We start from the raw sequence: 17,289 nt of genomic DNA on the forward strand, positions 1-17,289 counted from the left end.
TCATGTTGAACGACGAATACCAAGAGCTGCGCAAGACCGTCGAGGCGTTCGCCCGTGACGTGGTGGCGCCCGTGATCGGCGACTTCTACGAGCGCGAGGAGTTCCCGTACGACATCGTGCGCAAGATGGCTGAGATGGGACTGTTCGGCCTGCCGTTCCCGGAGGAGTACGGCGGCATGGGCGGCGACTACTTCGCGCTGTGCCTGGCGCTGGAGGAGCTGGCCCGGGTCGACTCCAGCGTCGCCATCACCTTGGAGGCCGCGGTGTCGCTGGGCGCGATGCCGATCTACCGGTTCGGCACCGACGAGCAGCGTCGCGAGTGGCTGCCCCGGCTGGCCTCGGGCGAGATGCTGGGCGCGTTCGGGCTGACCGAGCCGGGCGGCGGCTCCGACGTGCCCGGCGGCATGCGTACGACCGCCGTGCTCGACGGCGGTGAATGGGTGATCAACGGGACGAAGGCGTTCATCACGAACTCCGGCACCGACATCACCGGCGTGATCGGCGTGGCCGCGCTCACCGGCGAGCGGGAGATCTCCACGATCCTCGTGCCGAGCGGCACGCCGGGGTTCACGGTCTCCAAGAAGTACTCCAAGGTCGGCTGGAACGCCTCCGACACCCGCGAGCTGTCCTTCACCGACTGCCGGGTGCCCGCCGCGAACCTGCCCGGCGACCGCGGCCGCGGCTACGCGCAGTTCCTGCAGACCCTCGACGAGGGCCGCATCGCCATCGCCGGGCTCAGCGTGGGCCTGGCCCAGGGCTGCGTGGACGAATGCCTCAAGTACGTCAGGGACCGCAAGGCGTTCGGCCACCCGATCGGCCACTACCAGGCGATCCAGTTCAAGATCGCCGACATGGAGGTGCGCGCCCACACCGCCCGCCTGGCCTACTACCACGCGGCCGAGAAGATGCTGGCCGGGGTGCCGTTCAAGAAGGAGGCGGCGATCGCCAAGCTGGTGTCCTCGAACGCGGCCATGGACAACTCGCGCGACGCCACGCAGGTGTTCGGCGGGTACGGGTTCATGAACGAGTTCCCGGTCGGCCGCTTCTACCGCGACGCCAAGATCCTGGAGATCGGGGAGGGCACCAGCGAGGTGCAGCGTATGCTCATCGCCCGCCTGCTCGACCTCGGCGACCTCTGACCGATACCGGACGCCGCGGGACACACCTGCGACACGATGGACGAAAGGGCACAGAGGTTCTAGTGTCGTACCTCATGACGGCGGACGATCTTGTCATCAGGAGGGCGGAGGACGCGGACGCGGACGCGGTGTTCGCGTTGGCGCGCGAGTTCGGGCTGACGTTCAGGCCGGAGCGTGAGGCCTTCGACGCCGCGCTCCCGCAACTCCTGCGCAACGAGGACGCCCTGCTGCTCACGGCCGTCGTGGGCGGCCGGGTCCACGGATACCTGCTGGGGTTCGTGCACCTGACGCTGTTCGCCAACGGGCCGGTCGCCTGGGTCGAGGAGGCGATGGTCCAGTCGGGCTCGCGCCGTCAGGGCATCGGGCGCCGGCTGCTGGAGGAGTTCGAGGCGTGGGCCCGTACGCGCCGGGCGGGCTACGTGGCGATGGCCACGCGGCGGGCCCCGGAGTTCTACCACGCCCTCGGCTACGAGGCGTCGGCCACCTTCTTCCGCAAGGTTCTGCGCTGACGGACGACAAGGTCTTGCGCTGACGGACGACACGGTTCCGCGCTGACGGGCGGCGGGGTTTTGCGCTGACAGACGACTGCCGGGGGTGGCGGTCCGATTTGTCGGTGTCTGATGGCATCCTTGGGGCGTGAGCATCCACGCCGTCAGCCCGCTGTTCGTCGGGCGTGCCCGCGAGTTGCACGCCCTGGGAGACGCCTTGACCAGGGCGCGCGCGGGCGCCTCGTCCACCGTGCTCGTCGGCGGCGAGGCCGGCGTCGGCAAGACCCGCCTGCTCAACGAGTTCGTCGACCGGGCGGGCGACGGGCGGGTGCTCGTCGGCGGCTGCCTGGAGCTGGGCACCGAGGGCCTGCCGTTCGCGCCGTTCACGGCCGTGCTGCGCGGGCTCGTACGCGAGCTCGGGCGCGACGGCGTGGCGGCGCTGGTGCCCGGCGGCACCACGCGCGGGCTGGCCCGGCTGCTGCCCGAGTTCGGCGAGCCGGACAAGGACGGCGCCGAGGCGCGGGCCCGGCTGTTCGAGCAGGTGCTCGGGCTGCTGGAACGGCTGGCCGAGGAACGCCCGGTGCTGCTGGTGGTGGAGGACGCCCACTGGGCCGACCGCTCCACCCGTGACCTGCTGTCCTTCCTCGTCCGCTACCAGCGCACGGCGGCCCGGCTGCTGATCGTGGTCACGTACCGTACCGACGAGCTCCACCGCACCCACCCGCTGCGGCCGATGCTGGCCGAGCTGGGCCGCATCGAGTGGGTCAGCCGCGTCGAGCTGCGCCGGCTCACCCGCAGGGAGGCCGTGGCGCAGGCGGCCAGCATTCTGGAACGCGAGCCGTCCCCCGCCGCGATGGACCTGATCTACGCCCGCAGCGAGGGCAACCCGCTGTTCGTCGAGGCCCTGCTCAGCGAGGCCGACGGCGGCGACATGCTGCCCGAGTCGCTGCGCGACCTGCTGCTGGCCAGCGTCGAGCGGCTGCCCGACGAGACCCAGGAACTGCTGCGCGTGGCCAGCGCGGGCGGCCAGCGCATCGAGCACGACCTGCTCACCGCCGTGGCCGGGCTCGACGACAACGCGCTGTCGCGGGCGCTGCGGCCCGCCGTGGCGGGCAACGTGCTGGTCGTCGACGGCGAGGGCTACGGCTTCCGCCACGCGCTCATCCGCGAGGCCCTGCACGACGACCTGCTGCCCGGCGAGCACACCAGGCTCCACACCCGCTACGCCGAGGCCCTCGAACGCGACCTGTCGATCCTGCCCGCCCCGCGCGGCGCGATCGAGCTGGCCCACCACTGGCACTCCGCCCACGACTCCACCTGGGCGCTGGTCAGCGCCTGGCACGCGGCCGCCGCGGCCCGCAAGTCCACCGCCTACGACGAGCAGCTCAGGATGCTCTCGCGGGTGCTGGAATTGTGGGACCAGGTGCCCGACGCCGCCGAGCGCATCGGCTGCGACCGGCTCGACGTGCTCCGGCAGACCGCCACGGTCGCCCACCTGGCCGGCGAGTACGAACGCAGCCTCGCCCTGGCCGGCGCCGCGCTCGCCGAGGTCGACCTCGACGCCGACCCGATCAGGGCGGCCACCCTGCTGCGCCAGCGCGGCCTGACCCGCTACGACCTGGGCCGCGCCGGCCACCTCGACGACCTGCGCAAGGCGGGCGAGCTGGTGCCCGCCGACCCGCCGAGCAAGCTGCGCGGCCAGGTCCTGGAGACGCTGGCGCGCATGCTCCACCGTCCCGAGGACTGGCCGGAGAAGCTGGCGACGGCCCAGCTCGCCATGGAGATCGGCCACGAGACCGGCGACGCCAACGTCGAGGCGCACGCGCGCATCAGCCTCGCCTGGGCGCGGTGGAGCTTCTCCGAGGTCGAGGCCCAGCTCAAGGAGTTCGCCGAGGCGCGCCGTGTGGCCCGCGCCCAGGGCGCCTACAACGCGCTCATGCGCTGCGCCATCTCCGAGTCCGACGCGCTGGAGGGCGCCGGCTGGCACGAGCGGGCCGCGCAGGTCGCCCGCGAGGGCGTCCAGGAGGCCGGTCACTACGGCCTGGCCCGTACGTCCGGCACGTTCCTGGCGATCAACCTGACCGAGCCGCTGGTCTCGCTGGGCCGCTGGGACGAAGCCCTCCAGGTCGTCGAGCAGGCCCTCGACCTCGCGCCGCCGGCGCCCTACCGGGCCAGCCTCCAGGGGTTCGCGATGGACATCGCGCTCGCGCGGGGGCAGCTCGACCGGGCCGACAAGCTGTTGTCGTCGTCGGGCAGCGTGCTGGCGCGCGGCACGTACCGGGAGCAGACCGTGCTGCCGCACCTGGTCAGGCAGGTCCTGCTGCTGCGGGCGCAGGGGCAGCCGGGTGAGGCGCTGGCCGCCGCCGCCCGCGGACTGGAGGCGCAGTCCCCGCTGTCGTCCTCGCGTTACTCCTGGCCGGTGCTGGTGACGTTCGCGCAGCTCTGCCGGGCGGTGCTCGGTGACGGCGGCTCGCCGTACGCCGGGGCCGCGGCGGCCCTCCTCACGCGGTTGCGGGAGGCGGCACGGGAGTTGCGGGCCGTCGGCGATCTCCAGGAGGCGCAGCGGCTGACGTTCGGGGTGCTGGCCGGGCCGGAGAAGGGGCCCGAGAAGGGGGCCGAGAAGGGGGCCGGGGCGGCCTCGCGTGAGGCGTGGGAGTCGGTGGTGGCGGCCTGGGCGGCGTTGCGGCAGCCGTACGCGGAGGCGCAGTGCCTGATGGGGGCCGCGCACGCGGCGCTGGCCGGCGGCGACCGGCGGGGCGCGGCCCCGATGGTCGCGCGGGCGCGGGAGCTGGCCGCGGAGCTGGGGGCCACGCCGCTGCTCGAACAGCTCGACGTGTTCGGGCGGCGGGCCCGCCTCGGGGGCGGCGACGAGCCCGAGGGGCCGCCGATGGGGCTGACGGCGCGTGAGCTGGAGGTGCTGCGCGAGGTGACGAACGGGCGGAGCAACCGGGAGATCGCCGAAGTGCTGTTCATCTCGGTCAAGACGGTCAGCGTGCACGTCTCCAACATCCTGGCCAAGCTCGGCGTCGCCACACGCGGCGAGGCGGCGGCGACGGCCCACCGGCTGGGTCTGTACGAGTGACCGCCTGGGAGGCCGCCGGCCTCAGCCGGTGAGCTGGGCCTCCAGGCGGTAACCGTCCACCGTGACGTAGACCTGGTCGCCGGGGCGGGCGTTCAGGCGCATGAGCACCGGCTGGAGGGAGTCGAAGACCGGCTGGTGACCCTGCCAGACCAGGACGATCGCGTTGTCGCCGGGGCCGGTCACCGACAGCAGCGTTCCCGGGCGCATGCCGAGCTGGGCCGCGTAGCCCTCCGGCACCGGCACCGGGCCGCCCCTGAGGTGTTCCGGGGTGACCTCGATGCGCTGCCAGCGGCGCGGGTCCGACGACGGGCTCGGCAGCGGCGGAGGCGGCGTGGACGGCGTTCCGGCCAGGGCGCCGGGCAGCATGCCGGACCGGCCGCCCGACAGCGCCGACAAGGTGGCCAGGGCCGCCGAAGGGTCGATCGAGCCGGCGTTCGCCGACGGGATGGGCTGGCCGCCCCGGTGGTGGTGGCCGTTGGCGCCCGGCGTACGGCGGGGGAGCGGCTGAGCGGGCTGCGGCGAGGCGTCCATCGGGCCGGGGGCCGACTCCGAGGGCAGGGCGTCGAGCCACGCCTTGGCGGAGTGGGCGCGGATGCCCAGCTCGCCGAGGAGCTCTACGACGTCGGCGTCCGGCGGGGCGGCGGCCAGGAGCTGCCGCGTACGGCCCTGGAGGCCGTGGATGTCGCCGACGACCAGCCAGCCGTCCTGGAGGCGGCGGTCGGGCATGAGCGTCACCAGGACCCGCCACAGGGGCGTGCGCAGTGACGGGACCATCGCCGGGTGGGCCGGGTCGGCGCCGATCAGTTGCTCCTCGGTGGCCGCCGCGCCGAGCCATTCGGTCAGGCGGAACATGTGGCCGGTCACCGGCGCGGACTCCGACGAGCGCAACCAGTGCAGGACGCGCTCCTCGGCGGTGCGCTGGGCCTGGGAGAGCACGTCGCGGTCCACGAGCAGCTTGTGGGCGAGCGTGCGGAGGCTCACCGGGTCCTCGGCGAACAGCCGGTGCACGGCCACGGCCAGCTCCAGCTTGTCCAGGCCGCGGAACAGGCCGTCCACGACGCGCACCATCGCGTGGTCGGCCTCGGTGGGGGCCTGGCCGGGCGCGGGCGTCCCGGCGGCGGGGACGGGGGCGGCGTACGGGGGGCCGTCGCCGGCGGCCTGCGGGCCGGCATCCGGACGCCCGGCGGTGGGTCGCTGCGGGAGCCGCGCGCCCCCCTGCGCCGGGAACGAGCCGGTCTGCCGCGGCCCGCCCTCGGGCTGGGCCGGGAACGAGCCGGTCTGGCGCTGCTGCCCGGCGTCGGGCTGTGCGGGGAAGGAGCCGGTCTGGCGCTGCTGGGTGGTGTCGGACGGCTGGGCGGCGAAGGCGCCGGTCTGGTGCTGGGGGGCGCCCTCCGGTGCCGCGGGGCGCTGCGGGGCGTTGTCCGGCGGCGGGGTGAACGGGCCGGGCTGCTGCTGGGCGGCAGGGCGGGCGGCGGGCGGACGTTGCGGCAGGCCGCCCTCGCCGGGCGCGCGCGGGGCGCCCTCGGGCTGGGCCGGGAAGGCGTCGCTGTGCGGGGTGAAGGCGCCGGGCCGCCGCTGGGGGCCGCTGCCGGGCTGGGCCGCGTACGAACCGGCCTCGGCCGCCGGTACGGCCGGGAAAGAGCCGGTCTGGGGCCCCGGTACGGCCGGAAAGGAGCCGGTCTGGGGACCCGGTACAGCAGGGAAAGAGCCGGTCTGGGGACCTGATACGGCCGGGAAGGAGCCGGTCTGGCGGTCGCCCGCGCCGCGCTCGTGCGCCCGGGTGACGTCCGGCGAGCCGGACTGCTGGGCCGGTACGGCCTCCCGTTGCGCCGGGATGCGCCCGAGCACCTCGCGCAGGACCGAGCCGACCACGACCTCGGGCGTCGCCGACGGGGTGCCGAGGTCGCCGGGGGACAGGCGGCGCAGCCGCTGCCAGCCGCCGAGCCCCGCGACCGCCGTACGGGTGGCGTCGGGCCAGCCGGGCAGCGCCGGATCGACCTGATGGACGGCGAGCGCCGGGAGCAGGTCCACCAGCGGCAGATGGTCCCAGCGGGAGGAGATCAGCCGGGCGAGCCGTTCGCAGACCCAGTCGAGCCCCGCCGTGCCGAACGCCCGCGACACCGCGAGCGAGGACCACCACCCTGCCGGCAGCCGCGGATCACCCAGCACTTCGGCCACCTGCTGTGGGCGGCTCCAGCGCAGAGCTGGGACGAGGTCGCTCAGGCAGATCGATGACTCGACTTCCATCGGCGGACCTTATCCTCCCCAGTGGGCCGCGTGGGCAACCCGGTACGCATGTGGCTAATGGTGCAGCCTACGCGGCAAGCTATCAATCAGTGTGAATAGGGTAAAGACGGTTCAGATCCAAACCGTACCGTGGACGGCCGCCCACCTGGGCCACACATTCCGCCCCGGCACGGCATCCCGCCTCCAGCGCGAGCCGGGCGGCCGCCCCCTGGAGGGTGGCCGCGAGATACCCGGCGGCGAAGGCGTCACCCGCGCCCGTGGAGTCCACCACCTCGGCGGACATCCCCGCGCACGTCGCCGTGACCACGCCGTCCACCGCCACCATCGCGCCCTCGGCGCCCAGCTTGACCACCGCTGTGCCGTACGTCTCACTCAGCAGGACCACGGCCTGTTCCGGCGTCGCGGCGCCGGTGAGGACCAGGGCCTCGTCCAGATTCGGGATGATCAGATCGGCCGCGGCGGTCTCGGCCATGAAACGTTCGACGCCGAAGTCCCGTAGAGGGCCCGTCGAGGCCGGGTCGACGCTGATCGGCACCCCGGCGGCGACGGCGTCCCGGACGGCGGCCCTGACCAGGCGCAGACCGGGCGGCGCGAACAGCGTGTAGCCCGACAGGTGCAGCCGTCCGACGCCGTCGAGCAGCGCCGGGTCCCAGTCGGCGTCGGAGATCAGGCCGCCCGCGCCGCGGTTGGTGAGCATGGAACGCTCGCCGGTCTTGTCCACCATGGCGATGACGACCGCCGTGGGATGCTCCGGGTCCACGGCCACGTGCGGCCGGACGCCGGTCTTGACCAGTTCCGTCGTGTGCCACTCGCTGCTGTCGTAGCCGAGCTTGGCCAGCAGCCGCGAGTCGGCCCCCAGGTGGGCCGCCCAGGCCGCGGTGTTCGCGCCGGAGCCGCCGGGCCGCAACACGATCTCCGCGGCCGTGTCGGTGCCCGCCATGACCGGCGAGCCGTGCAGCGCCACCACATCGGTGACCACGTCACCGATGACCAGGAGGCCCGACTCGCTCACGCCCGCGACCAGGCCACGGCGATCCGCGCGGCCAGGGCGGTGTTGCCGCGTACGGCGGCCAGGTTGGCCTCCAGGGAGGCGCCGCCGGTGCCCTTGACGAGGTAGCCGAGCAGGAACGGGGTGATCGCCTGCCCCTTGACGCCCTCGCGCTCGGCGGCGGCCAGCGCCTCGGCCAGCACGCGGTCGTGCAGCGCCGGGTCGAGCTGCTGGTCCTCGGGCACGGGGTTGGCGACGATGAGCGCGGTCTCCGGGCCGCCGGCCAGCGCGTCCTGGCCGCGCATCACGGCGGCGGCGTCCTCGGGCGTCTCGATGCGCCACTCGATCGGCAGGCCGGAGGAGTTGAGGTAGAAGCCGGGGAAGGTGTCGGTACGGTAGCCGGCCACGGTCACGCCGCGCGTCTCCAGCCGCTGGAGCGTGGCGGGCACGTCGAGGATCGACTTCACGCCCGCGCAGACGACCGTGATGCGGGTACGGGCGAGCGTGTCGAGGTCGGCCGACTCGTCCTGGTCCTCGGTCCAGCCGCGGTGGACGCCGCCGAGACCGCCGGTCGCGAAGACGCGGATGCCGGCGCGGGCGGCCAGGAACGACGTGGCCGACACGGTCGTCGCCCCGCTCGCCTTCATCGCCGCGGCCACCGGCAGGTCACGCTGGCCCAGCTTGCGCAGCCCGGACTCGGTGGCGATGCGCTCCAGCTCCACCTCGTTCAGCCCGATCCTGGCCACGCCGTCCAGGACGGCGATCGTCGCCGGGACGGCGCCCGCCGCGCGGACCACTCCCTCAAGCTCGCGGGCCACCTCAAGGTTGCGCGGCTGCGGCAGACCGTGGGAGATGATCGTGGACTCCAGGGCCACGACGGGGGCGCCGCCGGCCAGGGCCTCGGCGACTTCGTCGGACGGCTGGAGAAGGGAGTCGGTGACGCTGCGCATGGTGGGTTTCAAGCTCCTTGAGTGGTCCTGGCCGGTTCAGGGAGAACGGCATGCCTGACGGAATTTGTTCCGAACCGAGCAGCGTACGGGGGCCCGGCCAGGACGTCCACTCAGAGGGCTCTCACAGCAGGACGGCGACCCCCGTGAGGGAGACGGCGGCGATGAGCCCCGTGGCGATCGCGCCGAGCAGCACGGCCCGGCCGCCCTTGATCAGCTTCCGTACGTCGATCCCGGTGCCCAGGCCGAACAGCGCGGCGGCCATGAGCACGTTGGTGACCTGCGGGACGGCCTCGGTGACCGGCTCGGGGACCCAGCCGGTGCTGCGTACCGCCACCATCACCAGGAACGCGGCCACGAACAGCGGCATGACCGGCGGCCTGCGTCCCTCCCGCCGGGTTTGCTCGGCCGTGTCCGGGCGGCGGGCGCGGACGGCGGTCAGGGCGACGAGCGGGGCCAGGAGGATGACGCGGGCCAGCTTGACCGTCACGGCCGCGGCCAGGACGCCCGACGCGGCGCCGATCGCGGCCACCTGGGCGACCTCGTGCACGGCGGCCCCGGTCCAGACCCCGAGCTGGGCCGGTGACAACCCGAGCAGCACCGGCAGCGCCGGTACGGCCACGATGGCGGCGCTGCCGTAGAGGACGACCACGCTCAGCGCGGCGGCCGCGTCGTCGTCGTCGGTGCCGTCGGCGCTCTCGCGCATGGCCGCGACCGCCGCCGCCCCGCAGATGGACACGCCGGTCGCCACCAGCAGCGACGTACCGGGCGACAGGCCCAGGCGGCGGCCGATCAGCGGCGTCACCGCGAACGTGACCCCGGTCGCCGCCACCACGATCACCAGCGTCTGCCAGCCGAGCGCGAGCACCTGCGGCATCGCGATCTGCAACCCGAGCAGGGCGATCGCCACCCGCAGCACCCGCTTGGAGACGAACGCGAGCCCCGGCCTGAACCGCTCCCAGACCACGCCCGCCCGGCCCGCGCCCGCGTTGTCCGCGCCTGCCCTGTCCGCGCCCGCAGGCCCGGACGACGACGCGGCGACCGCGACCAGGTTGGCCAGGACCGCGCCCGACAGGACCGCGATCACCGCCGGGCTGAACGCCGGTACGAACCGGTTCACCACCATGGCGACCACCACCGCGACGGCCGCGAGCCCGATCCCGGGCCACACCGACGCCTGCCGGACCGGTACGGGCGGTTCACCTGGGACGGGGACGGGGACGGAGGGCGAGAGCCGTTGGTCGGGGAGAGGCATGATGCCAGTTTTCGGGGCTTTCGTACCGGTCGGTAGACACGCGTTGCCTGGGAGGCCATAGCCTGTGGCTATGAGTGCGCTGCCGGACCTCGACTCGCTGAAGCTGCTGGTGGACGTGGGCGAGCTGGGCAGCCTGGGCCAGGCGGCGAAGGCGGCGGGCATGGCCCAGCCGTCGGCCAGCAAGCGGGTGGCCCTGCTGGAACGCCGCCTCGGCGTACCCCTGCTGGAACGCACGCCGCGCGGATCCACGCTCACCGCCGAGGGCAGGATGGTGGCCGGCTGGGCCGCCCAGGTGCTGGCCGCGGCCGAGGAGCTGATGCGGGCCGTCGAGGCCGTACGCCACAGCGAGGCGGCCCATCTGCGGGTGGCCGCCAGCATGACGGTGGCCGAGTACCTGGTGCCGCGCTGGCTCGGCGAGCTGCAGAACCGGGAGCCCGAGGTCCAGGTCGGGCTGGACGTGGTCAACTCCACCGACGTCGCGGCCAGGGTGCTGGCCGAGGAGGTGGAGCTGGGGTTCGTCGAGGGGCCGAGCGTGCCCGAGGGGCTGGACAGCCGCGTCGTGGGCACCGACAGGCTGGTCGTCGTGGTGGCGCCCGGCCATCCGTGGGCCCGCCGCCGTACGGCCCTCAGGGGCGCCGAGCTGGCCGCCACGCCACTCGTGGTCCGCGAGCCGGGCTCCGGCACCCGCGAGACCCTGGACGTGGCCTTCAAACGGCTCCACCGGGCCAGCCCGCGCCTGGAGCTGGGATCGAACTCGGCGGTCAAGGGCGCGGCGCAGGCCGGCGCCGCGCCCGCGGTGCTCAGCGGCTACGCGGTCGAGGTCGACATCGCGACCGGACGCCTGGTCGAGGTGCCCCTCGCCGGGCTCAACCTGGTCAGGAACCTGCGCGCGGTCTGGCGGCGCGGCCGGTCGCTCACCGCCCCGGCGGCGACCCTCCTCGCCATCGCCAGCCGCCCGTGAGGACGTCAGCGACGGGCCGGAGAACGTGCGCGAAAGCGGCTGTTGACGCTGCCGGGAGCACGATCTAGCTTTCCCTTAGGAAAGTTTCCTAAAAGTAAGCCTGCGTTCACCCCCCGAACCACTGGAGACTCCGTATGAGCCTTCGTCGTCATCTCGCCGCCGTCGCCGGATCGGCGGTGTTGTGCCTGGCCGCCGCAGGCCTCGCGCCGTCGCCCGCCCTGGCCGCGCCCACCGACTGCACCGCCTGGATCAGCGGTGACTACGCCTACAGCACATGTACCTCCGGCACCGGCGAGCACAGCGTCGGGGTGGAGCAGTCGCACCCGCTCGCCAACCCCATCCTCCTCACCGGCGGCTGGACGACCGTCGGCGGGGTCTCCTCGGTGCGGCTCCTGCCGTGGCCGGTCAAGCGCATCTGGGTGAACAGGCGAGGCTGACCCGTCACCGGCCCGGCCGGGCGGGGCACCCCCTCCGGCCGGGCTCGCGGACCCGCCGCCCTCGGGCCGTCGCTCGTGCCCGCCTTCGGGTGGACCGTTGACGAATGGCACGGTTCGGGTCGTAAGGTGCGGGGATGGGTGCGTATGACGTCGTCGTGGCAGGTGGCGGGCACAACGGGCTGGTCGCGGCCGCCTACCTCGCCGGAGCGGGCCGCCGGGTCCTGGTGCTGGAACGCCTCGGCCACGTCGGCGGGCTGGCGATCTCCACGCGGGCCTTCCCCGGCGTGGACGTACGCCTGTCCCGCTACTCCTACCTGGTCAGCCTGCTGCCCGCGCGGATCGTCCGGGACCTCGGTCTCGACCTCGACCTGCGCCGCCGCCGGTACGCCTCCTACACCCCCAAGGGCGACACCGGCCTGCTCGTCGACAACGAGGACGAGACCCGTACCGCGGCCTCCTTCCGCGCCGTCACCGGCGGCGAGCACGACCACCGGGCCTGGCGCGACTTCTACGCCATGACGGCGGACGTCGCCCGCCTCCTCGCCCCCACACTGCTCGAACCGCTGCGCACCCCCGCCGAGATCGAACGCCTGGTCGGCCCGCGGGCCTGGCGCGACCTGTTCCAGCGGCCCGTCGGCCAGACCGTGGAGGAGCGGTTCGCCGACGACACCGTGCGCGGCGTCGTGCTCACCGACGCGCTGATCGGCACGTTCGCCGATCCGGCGGCCGACCTGCTGGCCAACAGGTGTTTCCTCTACCACGTGATCGGCGACGGCACCGGCGAGTGGAACGTCCCGGTGGGCGGCATGGGCGCGGTCTCCGGCGCGCTGGAGCGGGCGGCCAGGCGGGCGGGGGCCGAGATCAGGACCGGCGCCGAGATCGTCGGCATCTCGCCGTCGGGCGAGGTCACCTACGTCGCCGAGGACGGCGAGCACACCGTGAACGGCCGCCACGTGCTGGTCAACCTGCCCCCGGCGGTGCTGGACCGGGTGCTGGACCAGGGGACGGACCAAGAGGGGGACGGGGCCGCGTCCGCGCCCGAGGGGGCGCAGCTCAAGGTCAACATGGTGCTCGCCCGGCTGCCCCGGCTCAAGGACCCGTCGGCTGACCCCAGGGCCGCCTTCAGCGGCACGTTCCACATCAACGAGGGACACCACCAGCTCGCCAGGGCGTACGAGCAGGCGGCGCGGGGGGAGATCCCGGAGCTGCCGCCCGCGGAGGTCTACTGCCACTCCCTGACCGATCCGTCCATCCTCGGCCCGGAGCTCAGGGGGAGGGCCGAGACGATGACGTTGTTCGGCCTCCACATGCCCGCCCGCCTTTTCCGGAAAAATCCGGAAAAGGCGCGTGAAGATGCACTTCGGGCCACGTTCGCCTCGATGAACTCCGTCCTCGCCGAGCCCATCGAGGACTGCCTGCTCCGCGCCCCCGACGGCACCCCGTGCGTCGAGGCCAAGACCCCCGTCGACCTGGAACGGGACGCCGGCCTGCCGGGCGGCCACATCTTCCACGAGGACCTGAGCTGGCCGTACGCGCAGGAAGGCGGCTGGGGCGTCGAGACCGGCCATGAGCGCATCCTGCTGTGCGGCGCCGCGGCCCGAAGGGGCGGCGGCGTGAGCGGGATCGGCGGCCACAACGCGGCGATGGCCCTGCTGCGCCCGTGAACCGCCCGAACCGCCCGAACCGCCCGAACCGCCTGTGAGCCGCCCGTGAGGCGTCCGTCAGGCCATGCCGCGGGTCACTGGGAGATCAGCTTGGTGGCCACCTTGAGCGCCACCGCCGCGCGGTCGGCGTCCGGCAACTGCATGTCGAACAGGAAGGGAACGCTGCCCAGGATCACCGCGAACACCGCGAGCCTGGCCTCGAACTGCTGAACGGGGTCGTCCTCCGGCGCGCTCAGCACCGACAACATGGAGATGACGCCCTCCTGCATCCGCGACCCGTCCGGCAGCTCCTGCACCACCCCCTGGTTCACCTGGGCGAACCTGAACAGGGGCCGCCACTTGTCCTCCAGCAGCCCGGAGATGCGCCGCAGGATCTCCTGCCGGGCCTCCAGTGTCCGGGGCTGCTCGCGGGCCCACTCCACCAGCTCGTCGATCGAGACCACGAGACGGTCGACGACGCTGGAGAGGATCGCCTCCTTGGTACGGAAGTGGTAGTACAGCGCGGGCCTGGTGATCTCCAGCCGTTCGGCGACCTCCTGGAGGGTCGTCTTGTCGTATCCGCGCTCGGCGAACAACTCCAGCGCCACCCGCTGGATCCGCTCGCGGGTGTCCGTCCGCCGCCCTGCCATCGTGCTCCCATCCCTTGACGACCGGCCCTCGCATTGCTTACTTTCGCGTAAGTAAGCAATGCGAACCGGCTTGTAGGGAGCAGACTATGGCTCAGCACTTCCCTGTCCAGCGTACGTGCCCGTTCGCCCCGCCCCCCGAGTACGCCCGCCTGCGCGAGCAGGCCCCGCTCGTCCGGGCCGCGCTCCCCGGCGGCGAGGTGTGGCTCGTCACCAGGCACGCCGAGGCCCAGCGGGTGCTCTCGGGCGAGGGCATCAGCACCAACCCCGCAACGCCCGGCCACCCCAACACCCTGCTCACCCCCGAGCCGCCCACGCCGGAGCAGACGGCGGCGCTCCAGGAGTCCGCGGTCGGGCACTTCATCGACCTCGACCCGCCCGAGCACACCCGCTTCCGCAAGCTGCTCATCCCCGAGTTCACCGTCCGGCGGGTCAAGGAACTGCGCCCGTCCATCCAGCGGCTGGTGGACGAGCTCATCGACGAGATGCTGGCCAAGGGCCGGGAGGCGGAGCTGGTCGAGGACTTCGGGCTGGCGCTGCCGTCCCTGGTGATCTGCCGGCTGCTCGGCGTCCCGTACGCCGAGCGCGAGTTCTTCCAGTCGCGCACCCGTACGATCGTCTCGGCCACCGAGGACCCGGCGGCGGCCTACACCGCGATGACGGAGATCAGGACCTTCCTCGACGACCTGGTCACCGCCGCCGAGCGCGACCCTCAGGACGACCTGCTCGGACGGCTGATCGACGGCGGGCAGCTCACCCACCAGGAACTCGTCGGCGTGATCTTCCTGCTGCTCGTCGCCGGCCACGAGACCACGGCCAACATGATCCCGCTCGGCGTGCTCACGCTGCTGCGCCACCCCGCCCAGCTCGCCGCCCTGCGCGCGGACCCCGCGGGCTGGCCGATGGCCGTGGAGGAGCTGCTGCGCTACCACTCGATCGTCGACTGGGTGGCCTTCGACCGGGTCTCCGTACGCGACCAGGAGATCGGCGGCCAGGAGGTCAGGGAGGGCGAGGGCATCTTCGTGCTCGGCGCCTCGGCCAACTGGGACGAGCGGGTGTTCGAGCGCCCGGACGAGTTCGACGTCGCCCGCGGCGCCCGCCACCACGTCGCCTTCGGGTACGGCGTCCACCAGTGCCTCGGCCAGAACCTGGCCAGGGCCGAGCTGGAGATCGCCCTGCGCACGCTCTTCGAGCGCGTCCCGGACCTGCGGGTCACGGTCGCCGACGAGGACGTGCCCGCCAAGTACGAGGGCGTCATCTTCGGCCTCAAGGCTCTGCCGGTGGCGTGGTGATCCTCAGGGAACATCGATCAACCCGTTCATCGTGTTCTCATAGTGGGCTCATATCTTGTGAGACATGAGTGAGCCCGCACGGTTGCTGGTGGTGGACGACGAGCCCGCGTTGCGCGAGGCGCTGCAGTCGAGCCTTGAGTTCGAGGGCTACCGGGTCGGCACCGCCAACGACGGCCAGGCGGCGCTGGACGCGCTGGCGGGGGAGCCGTACGACGGGGTGCTGCTCGACGTGATGATGCCGCGGCTCGACGGGCTCACCGCCTGCCGGCGGCTGCGGGCTCAGGGCAACCACATCCCCGTCCTCATGCTCACCGCCCGCGACGCCGTCGGCGACCGGGTGTCCGGGCTCGACGCGGGGGCCGACGACTACCTCGTCAAGCCGTTCGAGCTGGACGAGCTGCTGGCGCGGGTGCGCGCGCTGCTGCGCCGCGGCGCGCTCAGCACGGGCGCCGCCGACGGCGGCGCGCTCACCCAGGCCGACCTGCGCATGGACCCCGCGACCAGGGAGGTCACCCGCGGGCTGCGCGGGCTCGACCTGACCAGGACCGAGTACCTGCTGATGGAGCTGTTCCTGGCCCATCCGCGCCAGGTCCTGACCCGCGACCAGATACTCAACGAGGTGTGGGGCTTCGACTTCGAGCCGACGTCCAACTCCCTCGACGTGTACGTGATGTACCTGCGCCGCAAGACCGAGGCCGGCGGCGAGCCCCGCGTGATCCACACGGTCCGCGGGGTGGGGTACGTCCTGCGGGCCGCACCGTGATCAGGAACAGCCTGCGCGCCCGGCTGACGCTGCTCGTCACGTTCGCCGTGGCGCTGGCGGTCGCGATCAGCGCGGGCGCCTGCTTCATGATCGTCCGGCATCAGCTGTACGAGCAGGCCGACCGGCAGCTCGACCGCGACCCCGGCAAGGACCCCCGCGACGACCTCGAGTGGATCAGGAAGTCCTGCCGCCCCACCCCTGCGCCGAAGGACCACTACGGCCCGGCGCACTCCACCCAGCTCATCTTCAGCAACGGCGCCCCGCCCTGCTACGTGGGGCCCGCGCTGGTGGTCACGCCCGAGGACCTGGCGGTGGCCAAGGGCGAGTGGCCCGAGCCCAAGCACTTCCACAACGGCGTCACCGCCGACGGCACCGAGATGCGCGTCCTCACCGAGCAGCTCGCGCCCGGCGTGGCGGTGATGGACGCCGCCCCTCTGCGCGAGCTGCGCGACACGCTGAAGGTGGTGGCGCTGCTGCTGGGCGCCGTGGCGCTGTTCGGCGTCCTGCTGGCGGCCTGGGCCGGGCTGCTCATCGCGCGCGCCGCGCTGCGTCCCGTGGCCCGGCTGACCAAGGCGGCCGAGCACATCGCCGAGACCGAGGACCTCAACACCCGCATCCCCGTCCAGGGCAAGGACGAGATCGCCCGGCTCAGCTCCTCCTTCAACGCCATGACCGCGGCCCTGGCCGGCTCCCGCGAACGCCAGCAGCAGCTCGTCGCCGACGCCGGCCACGAGTTGCGCACCCCGCTCACCACCCTGCGCACCAACATCGACCTGCTGCTGCGCAGCGAGCAGACCGGCCGGCAGCTCGACCCGGGCGCCAAGGAACGCCTGCTGGTCAACGTCAAGGCCCAGTTCGCCGAGCTGTCCACGCTGGTCGGCGACCTGTTGCAGCTCGCCCGCGGCGACACCGACCACGAGCCGCACGTCGAGCTGGCCCTGCACGAGATCGTCACGGCCGCCGCCGAACGTGTCCGCCTGCGCGGCGCCGACGTGATCACCGAGCTGAGCCCCTGGTACGTCGTCGGCAGCGCCACCTCGCTGGAACGCGCCGTGCTCAACCTCATCGACAACGCCCGCAAGTTCAGCCCCGAGGGCCAGGTCGAGGTCTCGCTCAAGGACGGCCGGCTGACCGTGCGCGACCACGGCCCCGGCATCCCCGAGGAGGAGCTGCCGCACGTCTTCGAACGCTTCTGGCGCTCGCCGTCGGCCCGTGGCCTGCCCGGATCCGGGCTGGGCCTGGCGATCGTGGCGCAGGCCGTGTCCGAGACCGGCGGCAAGGTAGGCCTGTCGAACGCGCCGGGTGGCGGAGCGATCGCGACCATCGACCTCCCCGGAAGTCTCATCCGTCACTCAGAATCGGATAAGTCCTCTTAAAGACCTAAACCGTGAGCTGGCTGC

The 17,289-nt window shown here is 73.2% G+C and carries 14 protein-coding genes; 9 read left to right on the forward strand and 5 right to left on the reverse strand.

Going from position 1 to position 17,289, the window contains the following annotated elements; translation table 11 throughout:
* The first annotated feature begins 2 nt into the window (after positions 1-2).
* The 3 genes from DMB42_RS15700 (at position 3) to DMB42_RS15710 (ending at position 4,709) form a co-directional block, all read left to right on the forward strand.
* On the forward strand, positions 3-1,139 hold the full coding sequence (locus DMB42_RS15700) for an acyl-CoA dehydrogenase family protein (RefSeq protein ID WP_125635164.1): 1,137 nt from the start codon (positions 3-5) through the stop codon (positions 1,137-1,139).
* 74 nt (positions 1,140-1,213) lie between these two features.
* Positions 1,214-1,648 (forward strand): GNAT family N-acetyltransferase, encoded by a 435-nt coding sequence (locus DMB42_RS15705; RefSeq protein ID WP_125635166.1) that lies wholly within the window; start codon positions 1,214-1,216, stop codon positions 1,646-1,648.
* A 127-nt stretch (positions 1,649-1,775) separates the two neighbouring features.
* A complete protein-coding gene (locus DMB42_RS15710) occupies positions 1,776-4,709 on the forward strand; it encodes an AAA family ATPase (RefSeq protein ID WP_125635168.1) in 2,934 nt (977 codons plus the stop codon).
* A 21-nt stretch (positions 4,710-4,730) separates the two neighbouring features.
* Here DMB42_RS15710 and DMB42_RS15715 read toward each other — a convergent pair whose 3' ends face one another.
* The 4 genes from DMB42_RS15715 to DMB42_RS15730 all read right to left on the reverse strand — a co-directional run bounded on the left by DMB42_RS15715 (position 4,731) and on the right by DMB42_RS15730 (position 10,146).
* Positions 4,731-6,956: a hypothetical protein gene (locus tag DMB42_RS15715; protein ID WP_125635170.1), complete on the reverse strand. Its 2,226-nt coding sequence runs from the start codon at positions 6,954-6,956 to the stop codon at positions 4,731-4,733.
* A gap of 82 nt (positions 6,957-7,038) precedes the next feature.
* Complete coding sequence (locus tag DMB42_RS15720) at positions 7,039-7,968, reverse strand: carbohydrate kinase family protein (protein WP_125635172.1); 930 nt, start codon at positions 7,966-7,968, stop codon at positions 7,039-7,041.
* Positions 7,965-8,894 (reverse strand): pseudouridine-5'-phosphate glycosidase, encoded by a 930-nt coding sequence (locus DMB42_RS15725; protein ID WP_125635174.1) that lies wholly within the window; start codon positions 8,892-8,894, stop codon positions 7,965-7,967. Before DMB42_RS15725 ends, DMB42_RS15720 begins: the two co-directional genes overlap by 4 nt.
* Before the next feature lie 121 nt (positions 8,895-9,015).
* Positions 9,016-10,146: a YeiH family protein gene (locus tag DMB42_RS15730; protein WP_185844677.1), complete on the reverse strand. Its 1,131-nt coding sequence runs from the start codon at positions 10,144-10,146 to the stop codon at positions 9,016-9,018.
* A gap of 70 nt (positions 10,147-10,216) precedes the next feature.
* Here DMB42_RS15730 and DMB42_RS15735 point away from each other — a divergent pair, with 70 nt between their 5' ends.
* The 3 genes from DMB42_RS15735 to DMB42_RS15745 all read left to right on the forward strand — a co-directional run bounded on the left by DMB42_RS15735 (position 10,217) and on the right by DMB42_RS15745 (position 13,208).
* Positions 10,217-11,107: a LysR substrate-binding domain-containing protein gene (locus DMB42_RS15735; RefSeq protein WP_125635178.1), complete on the forward strand. Its 891-nt coding sequence runs from the start codon at positions 10,217-10,219 to the stop codon at positions 11,105-11,107.
* Positions 11,108-11,241: 134 nt separating this feature from the next.
* Entirely contained in the window at positions 11,242-11,544 is a 303-nt protein-coding gene (locus DMB42_RS15740) for a hypothetical protein (RefSeq protein ID WP_125635180.1), read from the forward strand.
* A gap of 134 nt (positions 11,545-11,678) precedes the next feature.
* Positions 11,679-13,208, forward strand: a complete 1,530-nt coding sequence (locus tag DMB42_RS15745; protein ID WP_125635182.1) for an NAD(P)/FAD-dependent oxidoreductase — start codon at positions 11,679-11,681, stop codon at positions 13,206-13,208.
* Positions 13,209-13,282: 74 nt separating this feature from the next.
* Here the strand turns inward: DMB42_RS15745 and DMB42_RS15750 are convergent, their stop codons facing one another.
* Positions 13,283-13,837, reverse strand: coding sequence for a TetR/AcrR family transcriptional regulator (locus DMB42_RS15750; RefSeq protein WP_125635184.1), 555 nt, complete (start codon positions 13,835-13,837; stop codon positions 13,283-13,285).
* Between the two features lie 86 nt (positions 13,838-13,923).
* On the opposite strand from DMB42_RS15750, the gene DMB42_RS15755 reads away from it, so the two are divergent.
* The 3 genes from DMB42_RS15755 (at position 13,924) to DMB42_RS15765 (ending at position 17,265) form a co-directional block, all read left to right on the forward strand.
* Positions 13,924-15,126 (forward strand): cytochrome P450, encoded by a 1,203-nt coding sequence (locus DMB42_RS15755; protein ID WP_125635186.1) that lies wholly within the window; start codon positions 13,924-13,926, stop codon positions 15,124-15,126.
* A gap of 64 nt (positions 15,127-15,190) precedes the next feature.
* A complete protein-coding gene (locus tag DMB42_RS15760) occupies positions 15,191-15,889 on the forward strand; it encodes a response regulator transcription factor (protein WP_125635188.1) in 699 nt (232 codons plus the stop codon).
* A complete protein-coding gene (locus DMB42_RS15765) occupies positions 15,886-17,265 on the forward strand; it encodes a cell wall metabolism sensor histidine kinase WalK (protein WP_260477719.1) in 1,380 nt (459 codons plus the stop codon). Before DMB42_RS15760 ends, DMB42_RS15765 begins: the two co-directional genes overlap by 4 nt.
* Positions 17,266-17,289 lie beyond the last annotated feature (24 nt).

Source organism: Nonomuraea sp. WAC 01424, from assembly GCF_003947315.1.
Classification (GTDB): domain Bacteria; phylum Actinomycetota; class Actinomycetes; order Streptosporangiales; family Streptosporangiaceae; genus Nonomuraea; species Nonomuraea spiralis.